This is a genomic window from Leptotrichia sp. oral taxon 417 (genome assembly GCF_013394865.1).
GTDB classification, from domain to species: domain Bacteria; phylum Fusobacteriota; class Fusobacteriia; order Fusobacteriales; family Leptotrichiaceae; genus Leptotrichia; species Leptotrichia wadei_A.
On the sequence record NZ_JABXYV010000001.1, the window covers coordinates 316049 to 336569 of the forward strand.

General features: G+C 30.4%; 19 protein-coding genes. All 19 read left to right on the top strand.

The window, feature by feature from the left end; genetic code table 11:
• Positions 1-43: 43 nt before the first annotated feature.
• The 19 genes from HW276_RS01585 (at position 44) to HW276_RS01675 (ending at position 20481) form a co-directional block, all read left to right on the top strand.
• The gene (locus HW276_RS01585) at positions 44-691 is read left to right on the top strand and encodes an MtnX-like HAD-IB family phosphatase (protein ID WP_178937145.1); all 648 of its coding nucleotides are present in this window, start codon (positions 44-46) and stop codon (positions 689-691) included.
• Entirely contained in the window at positions 688-1308 is a 621-nt protein-coding gene (locus tag HW276_RS01590) for an ACP phosphodiesterase (RefSeq protein WP_178937146.1), read from the top strand. The genes HW276_RS01585 and HW276_RS01590 overlap by 4 nt, the downstream gene beginning before the upstream one ends.
• The gene (locus HW276_RS01595; RefSeq protein WP_178937147.1) at positions 1305-1505 is read left to right on the top strand and encodes a hypothetical protein; all 201 of its coding nucleotides are present in this window, start codon (positions 1305-1307) and stop codon (positions 1503-1505) included. Before HW276_RS01590 ends, HW276_RS01595 begins: the two co-directional genes overlap by 4 nt.
• A 2-nt stretch (positions 1506-1507) precedes the next feature.
• Positions 1508-2071 carry a zeta toxin family protein gene (locus tag HW276_RS01600; protein ID WP_178937148.1) on the top strand — a complete coding sequence of 188 codons (564 nt, stop codon included), beginning with the start codon at positions 1508-1510 and terminating at the stop codon, positions 2069-2071.
• 16 nt (positions 2072-2087) lie between these two features.
• Positions 2088-2387 (top strand): Asp-tRNA(Asn)/Glu-tRNA(Gln) amidotransferase subunit GatC, encoded by a 300-nt coding sequence (gene gatC / locus HW276_RS01605; RefSeq protein WP_178937149.1) that lies wholly within the window; start codon positions 2088-2090, stop codon positions 2385-2387.
• A gap of 129 nt (positions 2388-2516) precedes the next feature.
• Positions 2517-3980 carry an Asp-tRNA(Asn)/Glu-tRNA(Gln) amidotransferase subunit GatA gene (gatA, locus tag HW276_RS01610; protein ID WP_178937150.1) on the top strand — a complete coding sequence of 488 codons (1464 nt, stop codon included), beginning with the start codon at positions 2517-2519 and terminating at the stop codon, positions 3978-3980.
• A 22-nt stretch (positions 3981-4002) separates the two neighbouring features.
• Positions 4003-4767 (top strand): restriction endonuclease, encoded by a 765-nt coding sequence (locus tag HW276_RS01615; RefSeq protein WP_178937151.1) that lies wholly within the window; start codon positions 4003-4005, stop codon positions 4765-4767.
• Positions 4752-5681, top strand: a complete 930-nt coding sequence (locus HW276_RS01620) for a site-specific DNA-methyltransferase (RefSeq protein ID WP_018498959.1) — start codon at positions 4752-4754, stop codon at positions 5679-5681. The genes HW276_RS01615 and HW276_RS01620 overlap by 16 nt, the downstream gene beginning before the upstream one ends.
• A gap of 54 nt (positions 5682-5735) precedes the next feature.
• A complete protein-coding gene (gatB, locus tag HW276_RS01625; RefSeq protein ID WP_178937152.1) occupies positions 5736-7172 on the top strand; it encodes an Asp-tRNA(Asn)/Glu-tRNA(Gln) amidotransferase subunit GatB in 1437 nt (478 codons plus the stop codon).
• Positions 7173-7195: 23 nt separating this feature from the next.
• On the top strand, positions 7196-9322 hold the full coding sequence (locus HW276_RS01630) for a penicillin-binding transpeptidase domain-containing protein (RefSeq protein WP_178937153.1): 2127 nt from the start codon (positions 7196-7198) through the stop codon (positions 9320-9322).
• A 28-nt stretch (positions 9323-9350) separates the two neighbouring features.
• On the top strand, positions 9351-11663 hold the full coding sequence (priA, locus tag HW276_RS01635; RefSeq protein WP_178937154.1) for a primosomal protein N': 2313 nt from the start codon (positions 9351-9353) through the stop codon (positions 11661-11663).
• Between the two features lie 540 nt (positions 11664-12203).
• On the top strand, positions 12204-12941 hold the full coding sequence (locus tag HW276_RS01640) for a TlyA family RNA methyltransferase (protein WP_178937155.1): 738 nt from the start codon (positions 12204-12206) through the stop codon (positions 12939-12941).
• A gap of 108 nt (positions 12942-13049) precedes the next feature.
• Positions 13050-14366 (top strand): S41 family peptidase, encoded by a 1317-nt coding sequence (locus HW276_RS01645; protein ID WP_178937156.1) that lies wholly within the window; start codon positions 13050-13052, stop codon positions 14364-14366.
• A 38-nt stretch (positions 14367-14404) separates the two neighbouring features.
• Positions 14405-15103: a 16S rRNA (cytidine(1402)-2'-O)-methyltransferase gene (gene rsmI / locus HW276_RS01650; RefSeq protein ID WP_178937157.1), complete on the top strand. Its 699-nt coding sequence runs from the start codon at positions 14405-14407 to the stop codon at positions 15101-15103.
• 348 nt (positions 15104-15451) lie between these two features.
• Entirely contained in the window at positions 15452-16327 is an 876-nt protein-coding gene (ylqF, locus tag HW276_RS01655) for a ribosome biogenesis GTPase YlqF (RefSeq protein ID WP_178937158.1), read from the top strand.
• Positions 16328-16341: 14 nt separating this feature from the next.
• Complete coding sequence (locus tag HW276_RS01660) at positions 16342-17598, top strand: glycosyltransferase family 4 protein (RefSeq protein ID WP_178937159.1); 1257 nt, start codon at positions 16342-16344, stop codon at positions 17596-17598.
• Positions 17492-18535 carry a glycosyltransferase family 4 protein gene (locus HW276_RS01665; RefSeq protein ID WP_218974989.1) on the top strand — a complete coding sequence of 348 codons (1044 nt, stop codon included), beginning with the start codon at positions 17492-17494 and terminating at the stop codon, positions 18533-18535. Before HW276_RS01660 ends, HW276_RS01665 begins: the two co-directional genes overlap by 107 nt.
• Positions 18536-18848: 313 nt before the next feature.
• Positions 18849-19565 (top strand): isoprenyl transferase, encoded by a 717-nt coding sequence (locus tag HW276_RS01670; protein WP_178937161.1) that lies wholly within the window; start codon positions 18849-18851, stop codon positions 19563-19565.
• On the top strand, positions 19555-20481 hold the full coding sequence (locus tag HW276_RS01675; RefSeq protein ID WP_178937162.1) for a phosphatidate cytidylyltransferase: 927 nt from the start codon (positions 19555-19557) through the stop codon (positions 20479-20481). Before HW276_RS01670 ends, HW276_RS01675 begins: the two co-directional genes overlap by 11 nt.
• Positions 20482-20521: the final 40 nt, after the last annotated feature.

Sequence of the window (20521 nt, forward strand, 5' to 3'; positions counted from 1 at the left end):
AAAATTGAGAAATAATAGTATTTTGATAACTAAAGGAGAAAATGTGAGCAAAAAATTAATATTTTTAATAGATTTTGATATTACAATTAGTAAAAAAGATTCGACAGATACGCTACTTTCGGTGTATCAGCCAGAATTAAAGGAGGATATTAGGAGAAAATATCGAAGTGGCGAAATTACGATGAAGGAATACTTGCAGACTGGGATTGAGAGCTTGAATATTACGAAAGAGGAATTTCTAGAAACATTGAAATTAGTTGGAATTGACGAAACGTTTACAGATTTTGTAAAAAGTGGCATTGAATTTAAAATTGTAAGTGCTGGGACAAAATTAAATATATCAGGTGTTCTTAGAAACTACGGAATTGACTTGGATGAAAATGAGATTATATCAAATGATATTAAATTTAATGGGAATAAGATTACTGTTTCATTTCCGTATTTAGATAAAGAGCAATATTACGGTGTTGACAAAAAAGAGGCTGTTCAGAAATATAAAGATGAAGGTTATACGGTTTATTTCGTTGGCGACGGACCTTCAGACTACAGGGCGATTGAAGTGGCAGATTTTTCTTTTGTTAGAAAAGGGACTCGAGCGATTAAGTTTTGTCAAGAAAATGAGATTGATTTTTTTGAATTTGAGAATTTTGATGAGATTTTGAACTATTTGAAAAAACAGGAGTCAAAATGAATTATTTAGCTCATTCGGTTATATCGCTTGAAATTGATAAAAAAATAAATGGAAATACGCTTTACGGCAATTTTACCGGAGATTTTTATAAAGGAAAAGTTGAGAAAATCGAATTACAAGAAAATCTGAAAAGCGGGATAATCTTGCATAGATTGATTGATAAAATTTCTGATAGAGAAGAAAATTTTTTGAATGGACTTTTGCGAGAAAAATTTGGGATTTTTAAAGGAATTGTGTCGGATATGTATGTTGACCATTTTTTATGTAAAAATTTTGAGAATATTTTTTGTGAAAATCCTGATTTTGAGAATGTGGAAAAAGTTGAAAGAAAAATAATTAAAAATATTGAAGAGTATGATGAATTTTTTCCAAGTGATTTTAAAAGTTTTTTTGACTGGTTGAAGAGAGAAAAAGTTTTGGCAAGATACAAAGATTTGGATTTTTTAGAGAGAGTTTTTTTTGGAATGTCGAAAAGAGTGAGAAAAGGGGAAATTCTTAGAAATGCGGTTTGTGAACTGAGAAAGAAGTATGGGGAATTTGAGGAGAAATCGTTGAAAGAATTTTTGTTTGTGAAGGGAAAAATTGTGGAGAATTTTGAGGGAAGTGAGAAACTATGAAATTAAAAGAATTATTTCCGAATCAAGATATTGAAAATATGGACTTGAAAAAATTGATAGAAACGATAAGTTATAAAGATTTTAATACATTGTTAGAGAGAACAGAAGATAAGAAAGATATTGATTTTTATATTGAATTGCAGGATTTGGTTATACGGAGTAAACAGAAAGAAGCGATTGAAAAAGGGATATATTAATTATGGAAGATAGAAATTTTTATTTGTTTGCAGGAGTAAATGGAGCAGGAAAATCTACTTTATTTAGTATAATGACTGAGGATATTAAAGGAACTTTTAGAATAAATACTGATGAAATAGTTAAAAAAATTGGAAATTGGAAAAATGAATCTGATCAAATAAAATCAGCAAAAATAGCAATAAAATTGAGAAATGAATATATTGAAAAAGGATTTTCTTTTAACGAGGAAACTACATTAACTGGAAAAACAATATTAAAATTAATTGATAAATTAAAAAGCAAAGATTATAAACTTCATTTGTTTTATATAGGAATAAATAACGTAGATATTGTAAAAGAAAGAATAAAAAATAGAGTTTTAAGAGGCGGACATGATATTCCTAATAAAATTGTCGAAAAAAGATATAATGAATCTTTGGAAAATTTATCGAAAGTTTTAAATAAATTTGACAATGTTACAGTTTATGATAATACAAAAGAGTATAAAATGATTTTAAAAATTATAAATAAAAAAATAATAAAACAATCTGATGAGTTACCCAATTGGGCTAAAAATGTTTTTTAAAGGAGGAAAATAGCGAATGTTAAGCAAAGAAGATGTACTGAAAATAGCAGCACTTTCAAAGCTAGAATTTTCAGAAAATGAAATTGAAAAATTTAGAGTGGATTTGAATAAAATTTTTGACCATATGGAAGAGTTGAATAGTGTGGATACGAGTGAGGTTGAGCCACTTTTTAATGTGCTTGATTTGAAGGATGTATTGAGAAAAGATGTTGTTAAGGATAGTGGAATTAAGAAAGAAATCTTGAAAAATGCACCAAATAGCGATGAGGAATTTATAATTGTTCCAAAAGTTGTGGGAGAAAATGCGGATAATTAGGATGTATTGAAAAATGTCTGATTGGTAGAATTTTTGGAGAATAGAAGTTTGAAAATTGGAAGAGAAAAAATTTTTTGAAAAATTGAGATTTTTAGATACATTTTAGAAAAAATTTAGAAAGGTGGAAAAATGAGTTTATACAAAAAAACGGCTAGTGAAATAGCTGAAATGATAAAAAATAAAGAGATTACTTCTGAAGAAGTGACAAAATCTTTTTTGGATAGAATTGAGAAAACTGAAGAAAAAATAGGAGCATTTTCTAATGTGTTTCCTGAAAAGGCTTTAGATGAGGCAAAAAAATATGATTCTGAAAATAATGAAGAAGCTAGAAAAAATTATGATAACGAGTTGTTGTTTGGAGTGCCTGTGGCTTTGAAGGACAATATTGTATCAAAAGGAGATTTGACTACGGCTGCATCGAAAATTCTTAAAAATTATGTGGGAGTTTATGATGCGACAGTTGTGGAAAAATTGAAAAAAGCTGGGACACCAATAATTGGGAAAGCTAATATGGATGAGTTTGCGATGGGGTCTTCAAATGAGAATTCATCAATAAAATCAGTTTCTAATCCTTGGGATTTGACAAGAGTTCCTGGTGGAAGCAGTGGAGGTTCGGCAGCGATGGTTGCAGCGGGACAAGCACCGATTGCACTTGGTTCAGATACTGGTGGAAGTATTAGACAACCTGCTTGTTTGACTGGAACTGTTGGGATTAAGCCAACTTATGGAAGAGTTTCAAGATACGGACTTATGGCGTTTGGATCTTCGCTTGATCAAATTGGAGCTTTGGCAAAATCGACTGAGGATTTGGCTAGACTTTTACAAATAATTGCAGGTTATGATGAAAAAGATGCGACAAGTGTAAATGTGGAAGTTCCTAACTATTTGGAAAGTTTGAATAATGACTTGAAAGGCTTGAAAATTGGGATTCCAAAAGAATATTTTGCAGAAGGATTAGATGAAAATATTAAAAAAGTGATAATGGATTCGGTGGAAAAATTGAAGGAATTAGGTGCTGAAATTAAAGAAGTATCACTTCCATATTCAAAATATGCGATTTCTACTTATTACATAATTTCATCGGCTGAAGCTGCTTCAAACTTGTCAAGATACGACGGAGTAAGATACGGTGTGAGAGAAAGCAACGAAGATGTGGAAAAAATGTATGTTGAATCAAGAACAAAAGGTTTTGGAGACGAAGTAAAAAGAAGAATTATGATTGGAAACTATGTGTTAAGTTCTGGATTCTACGACGCTTATTACAAAAAGGCTTCGCAAGTTAGAAGACTTATTAGAGATGATTTTTCAAAAGCATTAAAAGAAGTAGATGTTTTATTAACACCAGTTTCTCCAACAACAGCATTCAAAAAAGGAGAAAAAAACACAGATCCAGTGCAAATGTATTTAGCAGACATTTACACAGTTTCAGTAAACATGGCTGGACTTCCTGCAATTTCAGTACCTGCGGGATTTGTTGATGGATTGCCAGTTGGAATTCAGTTAATTGGAAATTATTTTAGAGAAGATTTATTGTTTAATATTTCTCATAAATTTGAAGGTGTTCGTGGGGAAATTGAATATCCAGAGTTTTAAAAGTTTTTTTGAGGGGGTTTAAATGAAATATACGGATTTGGATTTGAAAAAGCCGGTTGAATCTAAAAATTATAAATTGGAATCAGAGTTTGTTATTTCTTCGGTAAAGCAGATTTTTGAAGAAAAAAGAGAAAGTGGAAATAATAAAATAATAATAAAAACCAATTTGAAAATGGGACTTCCATTGGAAAATATAAATAAATTGGCTGCTCCATTAATTGAGGCTTGGGCTTTTGAGACATTTTTAGAAATAAGAGATGAATCTGAAAATAAATATAGACTTATAAATGTAGAAGCTCAGGAAAGACTGGGAATGTCGGATATAATATTACAATTTAGGAAAAATAAAAATGTAATAACAGGAAATATTGATGTAAAAGCTACTTCAAATAATATAAAAAATAGCGGAAAATCGCCAAATATAACTTCTTTTTCACGAATAAGGACAGCATATATCCAAAATCCTGATTTTATATTTATAATTTTATCTATAAAGCATAAAGTTTATAATGAGAAAAATCCTATTACATCTATAATTAATGGGATAATGGAATTGACAGAATTTAATATCTACGATTTAAAATATGTCAGTGAAAAAGATATTGCTTATAATCCAAGTTTGGGAACTGGGCAAATTCAAATAAAAGATATACATTATGTTGAATATGAATATAGAACTGCTTGGGAAATGTGTCAATTGTTAGATAAAAAGTATTTAAATAGCAGTCGCAGGACTATAGAAGATTTTTATAGGGAAGCGGTGAAAAATAAATGGATAAAGGAATAACATTAATATTGGGAGATGCTTTGGAAAAATTAAAGGAGCTTTCTGATAAGAGTGTGGATTTAATTGTAACTGATCCTCCATATAATTTAAATAAGGATTATGGATTTACAAAGGATAATTTGGAGTTTGATGAGTATCTTGAATTTTCACGGCTTTGGATAAATGAGGCTGTAAGAATTTTAAAAGATGATGGAACATTGTATATTTTTATGGGAATGAAATATATATCTTACATTTATGTTATGTTAGAAAAAGAATTTAATTTGTATTTTAATTCGTGGATAACTTGGTTTTATACACAAGGAATAGGTAAAACAAGAGGTTTTTCTCCTAGACATGATGATATTTTGATGTTTACAAAAGATAAGAAAAAATTTAAATTTAATTTAGATGATATAAGAATACCGCAAAAATATTATCGTTCTGTAAATAATATAAGAGGTGCAAATCCAGGAAATGTATGGGAAGTTTCGCATGTTCATTACAGTAATAAAAACAGGAAAAAGCATCCTACACAGAAGCCAGAGGCATTATTTGAAAGGATGATACTTGCTTCATCCAATGAAGATGATACGGTATTAGATCCTTTTTTAGGAAGCGGGACAGCGATGAGAGTTTGTCAGCAGTTAAGCAGAAAAGGAATTGGAATAGAAATTAATCGAGAATATATAGAAATGTCCAAAAAGAGATTAAGTGAGCCTTTTTTGGGATTTGATAGCATAGATGAGAGAATGAAAAGGATTCCAAATGATTTAAATGATGAAAAACTTAGAAAAGAGTATATAGAGAATCATAAAAATTGGTTTTTAAAAAATCATAATCTAGAAATTGAGGAATTTGAAAAACTTTATTTAGAAAAATATAAAGATAATAATTTAAAAAATAAAAATCATCTAAAATTATTTAGTGAATAACGAAAAGATTTTAAAAAATAAAAATTTTGAAGAAGAAAGGAAAAATATTAGAAAATGAGTATGGAATATGAAACAGTCATCGGACTGGAAGTGCATTGTCAATTAAAAACAAATACAAAAGTATGGTGTTCGTGTGATGCCGATTATGATAACAAACATCCAAATACATCGGCGTGTCCAGTATGTACTGGTCAACCAGGAGCATTGCCAAAATTGAATGAAAAAGTGCTTGATTATGCGATAAAAGCGGCACTTGCTTTGGGATGTGAAATAAATGAGGAAAGTCAATTTGATAGAAAAAATTATTTTTATCCAGATTCGCCAAAAAATTATCAAATTACGCAATATTTTAAACCTTATGCGGAAAATGGGACTTTGAAAATTACGACAAATTCTGGAAAAGAAGCAGTTGTTGGGATTGAGAGAATTCAGATTGAGGAAGATACGGCGAAAAGTATTCACACGACTTCTGAAACATTGTTGAATTACAACAGAGCGTCTGTACCGTTAATCGAGATTATTTCTAAGCCAGAAATTAAAAATGCTGAAGAGGCTTATGCGTACTTGAATACATTGAAGGATAGATTGAAATATACTAAAGTTAGTGATGTAAGTATGGAATTGGGATCGCTTAGATGTGATGCGAATGTTTCTGTTAGAAAAAAAGGTGAAAGAGAATTGGGGACTAGAACGGAAACTAAAAACTTAAACTCGTTTAAAGCGGTTATGAGAGCCATTGAATATGAAACAAATAGACAAATTGAAGTGATTGAAAATGGTGGAAGAGTTGTTCAGGAAACTAGACTTTGGGATGAGGAAAACGCTGTAACCAAGCCAATGAGAAGCAAAGAGGAAGCTATGGATTATAGATATTTCCCTGAGCCAGATTTGCCTACACTTGTAATTTCTGATGAAAGATTGGAAAAAGTAAAAGGTGAAATGCCAGAATTTGCTGATGAAAAAGCGAGAAGATTTGTAAATGAGTATAAATTGCATGAAATGGAAGCTGCAACACTTTCTTCAGAACAAGAATTAGCTGAATATTACGAAGAAATTGTAAATGATACAAAAGAGCCAAGACTTGCGGCAAACTGGGTGTTGACAGAAGTTTTGAGAGTATTGAAGGAAAAAAATATTTCGATTTCAGAATTTAATGTAACGCCAAAAAATTTAGGAAAATTAATTAAATTGATTCAAGCAAAAACAATTAGCTCGAAAATAGCGAAAGATGTATTTGAAATTTTATTGACAGAAGATAAAGATCCTGAAATTATCGTGAAAGAAAAAGGATTGGTTCAAATTACTGATGACAGTGCGATTGAGAAAATTGTTGATCAAGTGTTGGCTGAAAATGCACAATCGGTGGAAGATTACAAAAATGGTAAGAGTAATGCGTTGAAATATCTTGTTGGACAAGCAATGAGATTGTCTAAAGGTAAGGCTAATCCTCAAATGATTAATGAAATGATTTTAGCTAGATTAGAAGGTTAATATTGGGTTAAATTAGGAGAAAAATGAAAGAGGGCAAGAAAAAAAATAATATTATTGACAGAGCAAAGTCAAATATGGAAAAAAATAGAAAAGAACAAAAAGTTGAGAAATTTTTTGGAGTATTGTTAAAATATTTAAATACATTCAGAGGAAGATTTGGACTTTTAGTATTATTTACAACAATAGGATTTGCAGTAATAATTGGAAGAGTGTACCAGCTTCAGACTAAAGGTGGAGAAAAATATCGGAAACAAGGTGAAAAGCAGTATACTTCCTTAAGTTTTATAAAGGCTAAAAGAGGGAGAATAGCGACAAGTGATGGACAAGTATTGGCTTATGACAATGAAGAGTTTATTGTTAATCTGGATCCTAGCTTGATTGAGGAGAAAAATATTGATGAAGTGCTGGGAATGTTAAAAAAATATATTCCTGAACTGGAAGTTGAAAAATATAAAAGCGAATATTTACAAGATAAGCAACTTCAGAAAAAATATTTGAAAATTGAACATATAATTCCCTATAACACAAAAATAGCCATTGAAGCGGAAGTTGAAACTGATATTAAATCTGCAAAGGATAAGGTGAAAAAAAAGGAAGGATATAAAAGGAAGTTTAAAGGGGTAACATTTGAAACTTTATTTACAAGAAATTATATTCAAGATAATATTTTTCAGGAAATTATTGGATATGTGAGCAATGAAAATAAGGGGGTTTATGGAATTGAGAAATATTATGACAAGGAACTTTCAGGGAAAACAGGTATTACAACTGGACTTAGAAAAATACCTAAGGCTTTGCAGGGGATTATGAAACTTGGGAATATAAAGAAATCCGAAGACAGAAAAGAAGAAGAAGGAGATAATCTTGTACTTACAATTGACAGTTTTTTACAAGATGCTCTTAATAATGAACTGGAAGCCGCTTATGTGAAGTATAATGCTTCTTCCACAATGGGAATTTTAATAGAGGTAGAAACTGGAAAAATACTCGCAATGTCATCGTATCCAAAGGCAGAAGAAAAGGCTGAAATAAAAAATAGACCAATTACAGATTATTTTGAACCTGGTTCAATATTTAAGCCTATAACAGTTGCAATAGGATTGGAAACAAAAGCAATTAATAAAAATACAAAAATATATTCATCAGGTTCAATAAAAGTATATGATACAATAGTAAGAGATCATGACAGTTCAACAATTGGGACTTTAGGTTTAGCAGATATAGTCGCACATTCTGGAAATGTAGCGATGGTAAAAATACAGAATGAGATTAATAAAAATACTTTTTACCATTATTTAGCAGATGTTGGATTCGGCGGAAAAACAGGCATAGATACGTATTTTGAATCAATGCAGAAACTTCGTGAGTTTAAAACTTTGAAAGATGAAGTCAGAAGGGCTAATATATCTTTTGGACAGGGGATTGCGGTAACACAGATTCAAATGATAATGGCATTAAATACAGTCATTAACAATGGTAAGTTAATGAAGCCTTATCTGGTAGACAGGATAGAAGACAGCAATGGGAATACAGTAAAACAGAATAAGCCCGATATGATAAAAAAAGTATTTAGTGATGAAGCTTCAAGATTAAATAGAAAGTATATGGAAGCAAGTGTAAATCGTGGAACTGGAGGAGGAGCATATATACCCGGCTACCGTGTTGGTGGAAAAACAGGAACTGCTCAGAAAGCTGGAAAGGACGGATATAAAAATAGTCATGTTGGTTCATTTTTTGCATTTTTCCCGGCAGATAAGCCTAAATATGCTATATTGATAACTATCAGTGAACCTAAAGGTGAAAAATATTATGGAGCGCAAGTTGCCTTGCCATCTGCAAGAAATGTACTACAAAAATTAATAGAGTATAAAAGAATACAGCCAGATGGAAAAATTAAGACTATAGATATAAAAAATACTGAATCTGTTCAAAAGGAAAAGAAGAAGGATCTAGGAAAAATAAAGCAAGATTTTAACAAAAATATTATGCCAGATTTGTCAGGAATAAGTTTAAGGGAATTTTTATCTATTTATCCACAAGGAAAATTTTCAGATTATGAAGTTACCGGAAGTGGAATAGTTGTTTCACAATTTCCTGAAAAAGGGACTAAATTGGATAAAAAGTCTAAGATACAAATAATGCTAGAATAATTATATGGGAGGTTTTTGAGGGATAAAAATGTATTATTATGAAATTTATGTGGAAAATAACAGGGGAATATACACGTATAAATCTGAAGAAAAATATGAAATTGGGCAATGGTGCATTGTTAATTTTATAAATAGGGATAAAATGGGACTTGTGATAGCAATAACTGAAGAAAGCAAAATTCAGTTTGATGTTTCTAAAATAAAAAGAATTAAGGCTGGAGCTCCTGTTTTATCCATTCCAAATGATATTATGCAACTTATAAAATGGATTAGAAGTTATTATATAAGTGACTATTACAATGTTATAAAAGCAGTTTATCCAGGGGCATTGAAGTTAAATTATTCTAAAAAGGCTATTTATCAAAGGGATTTTTTAGAAAATGAATGTTTAATTGGAGAATATAATTCAGAAAATAATCTAGAAGAAGTAAAAAAATTTAACGAATATATGAAAAAGCGGAAGGAAGTTACAGTTGCGACTTTGAAGAAGAATTTTTCTGGTGAAATTGTGGAAAAGGCGATAAGTGAAAAGGTTATTTCTGTTGAAAAGAAAGTAATTTTAAATTCTAAAATTTTAAAAGTGGAAAAGAAAAAAAGTGAAATTATAGAAAAGGAAATTATTTTAAATGATGAGCAGCAGAAGGCTGTGGATACAATAAAAAATAGTGAAAATCAGATTTTTCTGCTAAAGGGAATAACTGGTTCAGGGAAAACTGAAATTTACATTAACCTGATAAAGGAAGCCTTGAAGCAAGGGTTTGGAAGTATTTTTCTAGTTCCGGAAATTTCCCTTACAGTTCAGATGATACAGAGGCTGGAAGAGGAATTTTGCAATGAAGTGGCTATTCTCCACAGTAAACTTACGGATAAGGAAAAGCGGGAAGAGTGGACATTTATACGGAATGGGGAAAAGAAGATAGTAATTGGGGCAAGATCGGCGATTTTTGCTCCAGTTCAGAATTTGAAGTATATCATTGTGGATGAGGAGCACGAAAATACTTATAAGCAGGAGAATAATCCACGTTATCATGTAAAAAATGTGGCAATAAAAAGGGCATTTTTGAAAAATGAAAACTTAAAAAAAGATGATGATCCAGAAAAAAATAGAGAATTAGGGCAAAATGGGGAAGTAAGAGAAAATGCAGGTTTAGAAAAGGAAGAAATTACAAAAAATAAAAAAATAAAAGTGATTTTAGGTTCGGCAACTCCTTCATTTGAAACGTATTATCAGGCACAGCAAGGAGATATTGAATTAGTCGAGCTTACGAAAAGGTATAAAAATGCAAAATTGCCAAAATTTGAAATTGTCGACTTGAATGAAACTGCGGAAAATTTTTCTGAAAAACTATTGGATAAAATTTCACAGACTTTGCAAAAAAATGAGCAGGTTATACTAATTTTAAATAGAAAAGCATTTTCAAATTTATTAAAATGTAAAGACTGCGGAAATATCCCAACTTGTCCAAATTGCAGTATTTCCCTGAATTACTATAAATATGACAATCGGCTAAAATGCCATTATTGCGGTTATGAAAAACGGTTTAACAATACGTGTGATGAATGTGGCGGACATAAGATGAGGCAAATTGGGGCTGGAACGGAAAAAATCGAGGAAGAGCTGGCAGGATTATTTCCATCAGCTAGAATTGTGAGAGTGGATTCGGAGAGTATAAAAACTAAGCAAAATTATGAAAAAGTCTATAATGACTTTAAAAATCACAAATACGATATAATGCTTGGAACACAGATTATTGCAAAAGGCCTGCACTTTTCAAATGTAACATTAGTTGGAGTAATTAATGCTGATATAATCTTGAATTTTCCAGATTTCAGGGCCTCAGAAAAGACATTTCAGCTGCTGACACAGGCTTCTGGGCGTGCAGGGCGTGGAGAAAAGGATGGAGAAGTGATTATTCAGACTTTTAATGAAGAAAATGACGTAATAAAAAAAACAATTGAAAGTGACTATGAAGGATATTACAAAAATGAGATGATTATGAGAAAAATGCTGAATTATCCACCTTTTGGAAGAATAGTGATATTAGTAATTTCAGCGGCAGAAGAAAATTTAGTAAAGGAAAAAGCTCAAATTTTGCGGGAAGAAATTATTAGAAATGTAAATACAGTTATGGAATTGACTTCAAATGATTTTATATCAGATGCTTTTAAATCGCCAATTTACAAGATAAATGGAAAGTATAGATATCAGATATTTTTTAAATTTGAAAGGGGAAAAATTTTAAAAATAAAAAAAATCATAAAAAAATGTGTTGGTAAATTTCGGGAAACGGAAAAGAAAGTTAGGGTAACAATTGATGTGGATCCTGTAAATATGATGTAATTTTTATATTTACTATTTTTTAAAATTGAACGAATATAAATTAAGAAAAATAAAGAATTGAACAGAATAGTTATAATTTGTGAGCTTAGTTAAAAAAATTTTTCTATATTTTTTGTTCTATATTTATTAGATAAACAATTTTTTACCATAGTTAATGTGGAGATTATTCTAGAAAATTAGTATAATCTCTTTTTTTATTTGAATAATCTAAAATATAATTTTGATTACCTCTAAAATTTTTACTCTGTCAAAAAAGGGTGAAAATTTGAAAAATAATTTAAAATATGGTAAAATGAATAAATTTATAAAAGATAAATGGATCTGAAATATAGTTGAAAAATAATGCAAATATTATTTTTTATTTAAAAAAAATTGAGATAAAATGATAAATATGATTTTAGTAATCAAAAATAAATAGAAAAATAAGAGATATGTTTTATGATATAGTATCACTACTTAAAGGCTAACTTTAAAATTATGATTTTTTTGGAAAATTTAGATTTGTTCAGATTTTATTTTAAGATTTAGAAAGAGAAAATAATGAAAAAAAGATTGGATTTAATTCTGGTGGAACGGGAGCTTTTTGAGACACGAGAAAAGGCAAAAAGGGAAATAATGGCAGGTAATGTCATTGTGAATGAGCAGGTTGTAACAAAGGCAGGAACGATGCTTAAGGACAATGATGAATTAAATATTCGTATTAAGGATAAGTTAAAATATGTCAGTCGTGGTGGCTTGAAATTGGAGAAGGCTATAAAGACTTGGGATTTGGATTTTAAAGATAAATCAGTGCTTGATATTGGAGCATCTACTGGAGGGTTTACAGATTGTGCCTTGCAAAATGGCGCAAAATGTGTGTATAGTGTTGATGTTGGAAAAAATCAGCTTGACTGGAAATTGAGAAATGATGAAAGAGTTCTTTCATTGGAGGAAATGCACATAAAGGATCTCAAGGAAGAAGACATCAATAATGAAAAGGTAGATTTCATAGTAATCGATGTTTCTTTTATTTCTTTGACAAAAGTTATTCCTTATTTTAAAAAGTTTCTTGCGAAAACTGGGAAAATTGTGATGTTAGTAAAACCGCAATTTGAAGTTGGAAGGGAAAAAATTGGAAGAAATGGCGTTGTGGAAAATGAAGAATATCACGATGAAGCCATAAAAAAAATAATTTCTTTTTCAAAAGAATGTGGATATGAACTAATTGGCGTGGAGGATTCGCCAATACGGGGAGCAAAGGGGAATAAGGAATTTTTAACGCTATTAAAGTTTTCATAAATTCAAAATGGCAATTTATATTAATTTTATTAAATAGTGCAAGAACACTCGCAACTTTAGTCGTGGGAGGTTCAGAGTTGACTATTTAAGTATATTTTAGGAGGAAAAATGAAAAAAAACAAAATATTACAGGCAGTATTAGGACTTGTATTGGTAAGTGTGCCTTTATTTGCGGCAACTACTATAGTAAAAACGTCGAGAAATGACAAAGATACAAGTGCTGGATATACAAAAGATGCAACAGAGTTGAACAGAATTGTAGATGTAATTAATATTATTGAAAATAATTTTGTTGGAAAGGAAGCGACTCCAAGTAAAAATGACCTTTATGAAGGTGCTGTTGCAGGAGTTGTAAACAAATTGAATGATCCTTACTCAGAATATTTGTCTAAGGCAGATCTTAATGACTTTTCTGAAGATATGGATGGAGAATATGTTGGGGTTGGAATGACTATTAGCAAGAAAAAAGGAGAACCTCTTGAAGTTGTTTCGCCATTTATCGGAAGTCCTGCTGAAAAAGTTGGAATTAAAATAAAAGATAAAATTACAAAAGTCGACGGAAAAGATATTTTGCCACTTACAGCAAATGAAACTGTAAAACTTTTGAAGGGTAAAGAAGGTACAAAAGTTGATGTGGAAGTAGTTAGGGAAGGTAAAAAAGATCCGATGAAATTCACTTTGACAAGAGCCAAAATTAAATTAGAAATGGTAGAAAGCAAAATGCTTGAAAATAATATTGGTTATGTAAGTCTTTTGAAATTTGGAAATCATGTTGGAGCAGAAGTTGAAAATGCTATAAAAGATTTACAGGCTAAAGGAATGAAAGGATTAATTTTGGATTTGCGTTCTAATCCAGGAGGATCACTTCAAGAAGCGCAAGATATAGCTTCGCTTTTTGTAAAGGAAGACTTAATTGTTTACTTGAAATACAAAAATGGACAGCAAAAAAACTATAATAGAACTTTAAAAAATCTTGGTAATTTCCCATTAATTGTATTGACAAATAAAGGAAGCGCAAGTGCTTCAGAAATTGTAACAGGTGCAATTAAAGATTACAAACGTGGAACAATTATCGGAGAAAAAACATTTGGAAAAGGAATTGTACAACAAGTCATACCTTTGAGAACTGAAGATGCAATAAAACTTACTATTGCTCAATATTTCACACCAAAAGGAAATTATATTCATGAAAAAGGTATTGAACCTGATATAGAAGTTAAAATGGAAGACTTGCTAGCATTAAAAGGTTATGCAAATGATAGTGAACAAGCTAGAAAAAATAGAGAAAAAGAAATTGAAGAAATAATAACAAAGGATAAAGGTAAGGAAGAAGCCGCTAAAATTATTTCAGCAGGAGATGTTCAATTAAAGAGAGCAATCGAAGAAATGAATAAAAAAATAAATGGAACAGGAAAAAGAAAATAGTAATAAAAATCAAAAAAATTAAAAATTAGGAGAAATATATGTTTTATGTTGTTGGTACACCAATTGGGAATTTGGAAGATATAACTTTTAGAGCGATAAAAACTTTGAAGGAAGTTGATTATATTTTTGCAGAAGATACAAGAGTTACAAAAAAACTTCTTTCCCACTATGAGATTGAAAAAACGGTGTATCAATACCATGAACATAATAAACTTCATCAAATCACAAACATTATTAATCTTTTAAAAGATCAAAAGGAAATTGCGCTTGTAACAGATGCTGGAACGCCGTGCATTTCAGATCCTGGCTTTGAGCTGGTAAATGAAGTTTTAAAGGCTGGAATAAAAGTCATTGGAATACCAGGAGCTTCCTCAATTGTTACAGGAGCAAGCATTTCTGGGCTAGATATGCGAAGAATGGCTTATGAAGGCTTTTTACCAAAGAAAAAAGGAAGACATACACTTTTCAATAAATTGAAGGAAGAAGAAAGAACTATCGTAATTTTAGAATCTCCCAACAGAATTTTAAAAACTTTAAAGGATGTAAGGGAATATCTGGGAGAACGATATGTTGTAATAACAAGGGAACTTACTAAAATTTATGAAGAAATAATACGTGGAAATGTTTCAGAAATTATTGAAAAGCTGGAAAAAAAGCCGATTAAAGGGGAAATTGTCTTATTTATAAGAGCAGTAAATGATGATGGCATTTATTTAAAAGATAAAAATACAGAGTAATTAAAAATTAGTAAGAATAAGGGAGTATATAATTTTAATATTTTGGAAAAGATTAAACAGTAGTTTTCATTCTAAAAGAATCACGATATTTACAGAAATAATAAATAAAATTTCATTAGAATAAAAATATTTTTTGAATTTTTATCTTTAATTTCAAAATTAAATTTACACTATTTTCCGTTAGAGCAGTAGATTTATTATAAATCCTGTTTAATAAGGATCTTAACTCTTTGTCAGAAAATAAATAAATTTTTTAAATGGGATTTAGTGTTAGTTTTGGAATTAAAAACAAGAATTTAAATAATAAAAAGTAAATTTCAAAATAGAGAAAATGGAGAGAATAAAAGAATGAATATAAACTGGTATCCAGGGCATATGAAGAAAACCAAGGATTTGATTGTGGAAAATCTCAAGATAATTGATATCGTGATTGAGATTTTGGATGCAAGAATTCCGATTTCTAGTAAAAATCCAGATATTTCAAAATTGGCGAATAATAAGAAAAAAATTATTGTGCTTAATAAGGTGGATTTAATTGATAATAGGGAATTGAAAGTCTGGGAGAATTATTTTTTAGAAAATAATTTTTCTGATTATTTTGTAGCTTTGAGTGTGGAAAAAGGGACAAATTTTAATGAACTTAGAAAAATTACGGATAAAATTTATGCAGAAAAATTGGAAAAGATGAAGAAGAAAGGGCTTCGTAAAACTGAAGTAAGGGCAATGATTGTTGGAATTCCTAATGTTGGAAAGTCTAAATTTATAAATAAATTTGTGAATAAAAATAAGGCAAGAGTGGGGAATACTCCAGGATTTACACGTGGGAAGCAATGGATAAAAATTGATGAGAAGCTGGAATTGCTAGATACGCCAGGAGTTTTGTGGCCTAAATTTGAAGATGACGATGTGGCTTATAATTTGGCGATTACTGGGTCAATAAAGGATGATGTGTTGCAGTTGGAGCATATTGCGATAAAATTTTTAGATAAATTAAAGGATTTGGGGAAAATTGGAAATCTTATAAAGGTTTATCATTTGGAAGAATATACTACAGATGAAGAAATTTTAGGAATGGAAAGTCATAAAATATTGGAAATTTTGGAAAAAAGACTGGGAGTTTCTAAAAACGATGAGCATAATTATGAAATTATTTCAAGAAGATTGATGAGAGATTATAGAATGGGGAAAATTGGAAAGTTCTTTTTGGAGTTTCCTAAGAATTAAAGGAGAATTATAAAATGAGAATTGGAATATTTACTGATACATATAGACCTCAGGTAAATGGGGTTGTCAGCTCGATTATGACACTTGAAAAGGAGCTTAGAAAGCAAGGGCATAAGGTGTATGTTATTACTACGACTGATCCTGATGCGCCGCAGGTGGAGCCTAATGTCTTAAGGCTTCCAAGTATGGAATTTAAGCCATTGCCGCAGTATAGGCTAGGGATGATTTATTCGGCAAAAATAATAAAAAAAATAAAAAGACTGGAATTGGATATTATTCATTCACAGACAGAATGGGGAGTTGGGACATTTGCGAGATTTGCTGCGATTAACTTGGAAATACCGCTTGTTCATACTTACCATACGTTGTATGAATATTATACGCATTATATTTTTGGATCAAGATTTGTTAAAGCTGGAAAAAAAATTGCGGCTGCGATTAGTAAGTTTTATTGTGAAAAATGTAATGCCTTGATTGTTCCTACAAGAAAAGTCGAGGATATTTTATATTCTTATGGTGTAGATAAGACAATGAATATTATTCCAACTGGACTGGAACTGGATAAATTTTATCGTGGAAATTATTCTGAAGAAGATTTGAGATTTATGAGGGAAAGTTTTGGAATTGATGAAAGTGAATTTCTTTGTGTGTATATTGGACGGATTGCCGAAGAGAAAAGTATAGATTTATTAATTGATATGTTTTCTAAAATTAAGGATGAAAAATTTAAGTTTATGATTGTTGGTCGTGGAAGAATTTTAGATGACTTGAAAAAACAGGCTGAAAAACTGGGAATATCTGATAGAGTTATATTCACTGGGGAAGTGCCGCATGATAAAGTTGCTGCATATTATCAGATGGGAGATGTTTTTTTGAATGCGAGCGTATCGGAAACGCAAGGACTTACATTTGTTGAGGCAATGGCGGCTAAGACGCCTGTTGTTGCGAGATATGACTTGAATTTGGAAGACTTGCTTGTAAAAAATGAAGCGGGGCTTGTTTATAGAAATGAAAAGGAATTTATTGATTCTATAATGCTTTTAAAGGAAAATAAGGAATTTAGAGAAAAAATTATTGAAAATGCTTTTGTTGCTTCACAAGATTATACAGCCCAAAAATTTGGGGAAAGAGTGGAAGCAGTTTATAAAAAAACAATAGAGGAGTATGATAGTCGTGAAAGTTTTACTATATTCAGAGGGGAAAAGTTCCTTCAGCAAATCCGGCGTTGGACAAGCCTTAAATCATCAGGTAGAAGCCCTTGGAGCAAATAATATTGAAATTACGCAGGATCCTGAAGATGATTATGATTTGGCACATATAAATACAGTTGCATTAAAATCTTATGAAGTATTAAAGCAGGCTAAGAAAAAAGGGAAGCCTGTAATTTATCATACACATACGACTTATGAGGATTTTCGTGGAAGTATAAAGGGAAGTTATGTTCTATCACCAATTATAAAGTTCTGGACGAAAAAATTATATAATGAAGCAGATTATTTAATTTCTCCATCAGAATATACAAAAAATCTTATAAAATCGAAATATTTGGAAAAAGAAAAGGAAATCAGAGTAATTTCAAATGGTGTAAATATAAATAAATTTAATAAAAATGAAGTTTTAAAGCAAAAATTTCTAAACGAATACAAATCAGTATATGACATAAATAAACCGCTAATTATAACGGCTGGACTGCCTTTTGAAAGAAAAGGGATAAAGGACTTTGTAAAAGTGGCGCAAGAATGCAGTGACTACCAGTTTCTGTGGTTTGGCTCATCAAGTGTAAAATCAATGCTGCCTGACAAAATACAGAAAATCATTGAGAATCCACCAGAAAATCTGATTTTCCCAGGATATGTCGACACGGATATTTTAATAGGCGCATTCAGTGCCGCAAAAGCCTTCTTATTTATGACTTATGAGGAAAATGAGGGAATTGTGGTGCTAGAAGCGCTTTCAGCAAAATTGCCGCTTGTGGTAAGGGATATTCCTGTGTATGAAGACTGGCTGGAAGATGGAAAAACATGTTTTAAGGCTAGAGATAATGAGGAATTTTGTGAAAAAATAAGAAATATTGTGGAAAACAATGTGGAAAACTTGGATGAAGTTACAGAACAGGCTTATAATATTGCAAAAGAACGTAATTTGATAAATATAGGGAAAAAATATAAAGAATATTATGAGTATATATTAAATAAAGAAAACAAATAACTTTTACATTTGAAAATTTCAATAAAAATAAGCAATTTACTATACTTATAAGAGCTAATAGAGTGTGTTTATAATTTTATGTAAACTAATAGATAAATCCAGTAAATTCAATACTTTGCTGTTCTATTTATACAAAGATTTTTACACACTTTCTTTTTGATAAGACATTTCAGCTTTTATTATTATTTAAACTTGTCAAATATCAACAGAAATAAAAAAATATTTTTTATAATAATTTTTCAAATACCTTGAAAAATAATGATTTGACTGTTATAATTATAGCAATAATATTTTTATTCTTGAAAGGAATAATATGGATAGAGATAAATTGGTAATTCCTAGGCATATTGCGATTATTATGGACGGAAATGGCAGATGGGCTAAGGAACGTGGGAAAATTCGGCTAGAAGGGCATAGAGCTGGAGCAGCTAGTCTTGAGAGAATTTTAAGATATGCCGGAGAAATTGGAGTGAAATATTTGACTGTTTATGCTTTTTCAACTGAGAACTGGAAGCGTCCGCAAAAGGAAGTAAATGGTCTTATGGATTTATTTGGAAAATATTTGGATAAAGAGAAAAAAAATCTTAAAAAGCAAGGTGTGAAGTTAGTTGTGACAGGGGAGAAAGAAAATATTTCTTCAAAACTTCTAAAAAAAATTGAAGATACACAAAAATTTTTGGAAGATTGTGAAAAAATAACTTTTAATATTGCTTTTAATTATGGCGGAAGAAGGGAAATTGTAAGTGCGGTAAATAAAATTTTGAGTGAAAATGAAACAAAAAAAATCGAAAAAATTACAGAAGAAGAGTTTTCAAAATATATGTACCGACCAGAAATCCCAGATCCAGAACTTGTAATCAGAACGAGTGGCGAATTTAGGATAAGTAATTTTTTGCTTTGGGAAATTGCCTATTCGGAGTTTTATATAACAGATGTTTTCTGGCCTGATTTTGATGAAAATGAATTGGATAAAGCGATTTTATCCTTTAATAAAAGGGATAGAAGATACGGAGGGCTGAATGTTAAGTAGATTATTTATTATTTTGTTGTTTGTACCTTTCCTTTTATGGATATTTTTAAAAGGAAATCTGATGTTTTTGGTGTTTACTCTTGTAATAATTGGAATATCGCTTTTTGAATTTTACAAAATGCTAAAGGACAAGGGCTTTGAAGTGGCAAGCAGGATTGGAATGGGACTTGGGCTGTTTTTACCTGTTGCGATATATTTTCAGGAAAATTCAAAAAATATTTTTTCGTATTTTAAATTTGAACTTTTTAAGCAAATTAACTTTGATATGGGAGGATTTATCGTATTTGCAATAATTCTTCTGTCTTTAAGGCAAGTTTTCAAAGTAAAAATTCATAATGCAATGGCAGAAATTTCCTACACTTTATTTGGAATAATTTATGTTTCGTATTTATTTTCACATATTTTATTATTAAAATACGAATTTCCAAATGGAAATATTCTAATTGTAATGACATTTATGCTAATTTGGGCATGTGACATTTCCGCTTACCTTGTCGGAATGGCAATCGGCGGGAAAATATTCAAGCACAGGCTTGCTCCAAAAATCAGTCCGAAAAAATCAATCGAAGGTGCAATAGCAGGAATTTTGGGAGTATTTTTAGTGATTTTATCATTTGATAAAATATATTTATTTATTGCAAATTTTGTCTGCGGAATTTCATTTTTAACAAAAACTTGTTCCGTAAATTACGACTATGTCGCCATCGGTGGACTAAAAGCCTTTATTTTGGCACTTGCAATTGGAGTTTTTGCCGAATTGGGAGATTTGGTGGAATCTAAGATAAAAAGAGAATTGGAAGTTAAAGATTCTGGGAATTTGCTTTTGGGACATGGCGGATTTTTGGATAGATTTGACAGTGCATTGTTTGTATTGCCAATTGTTTATTATTTTATGAAGTATGTTGCATATTTATAATTTATAAAAATTAAAGAAAATTAAGAAATAAGGAGAAAAA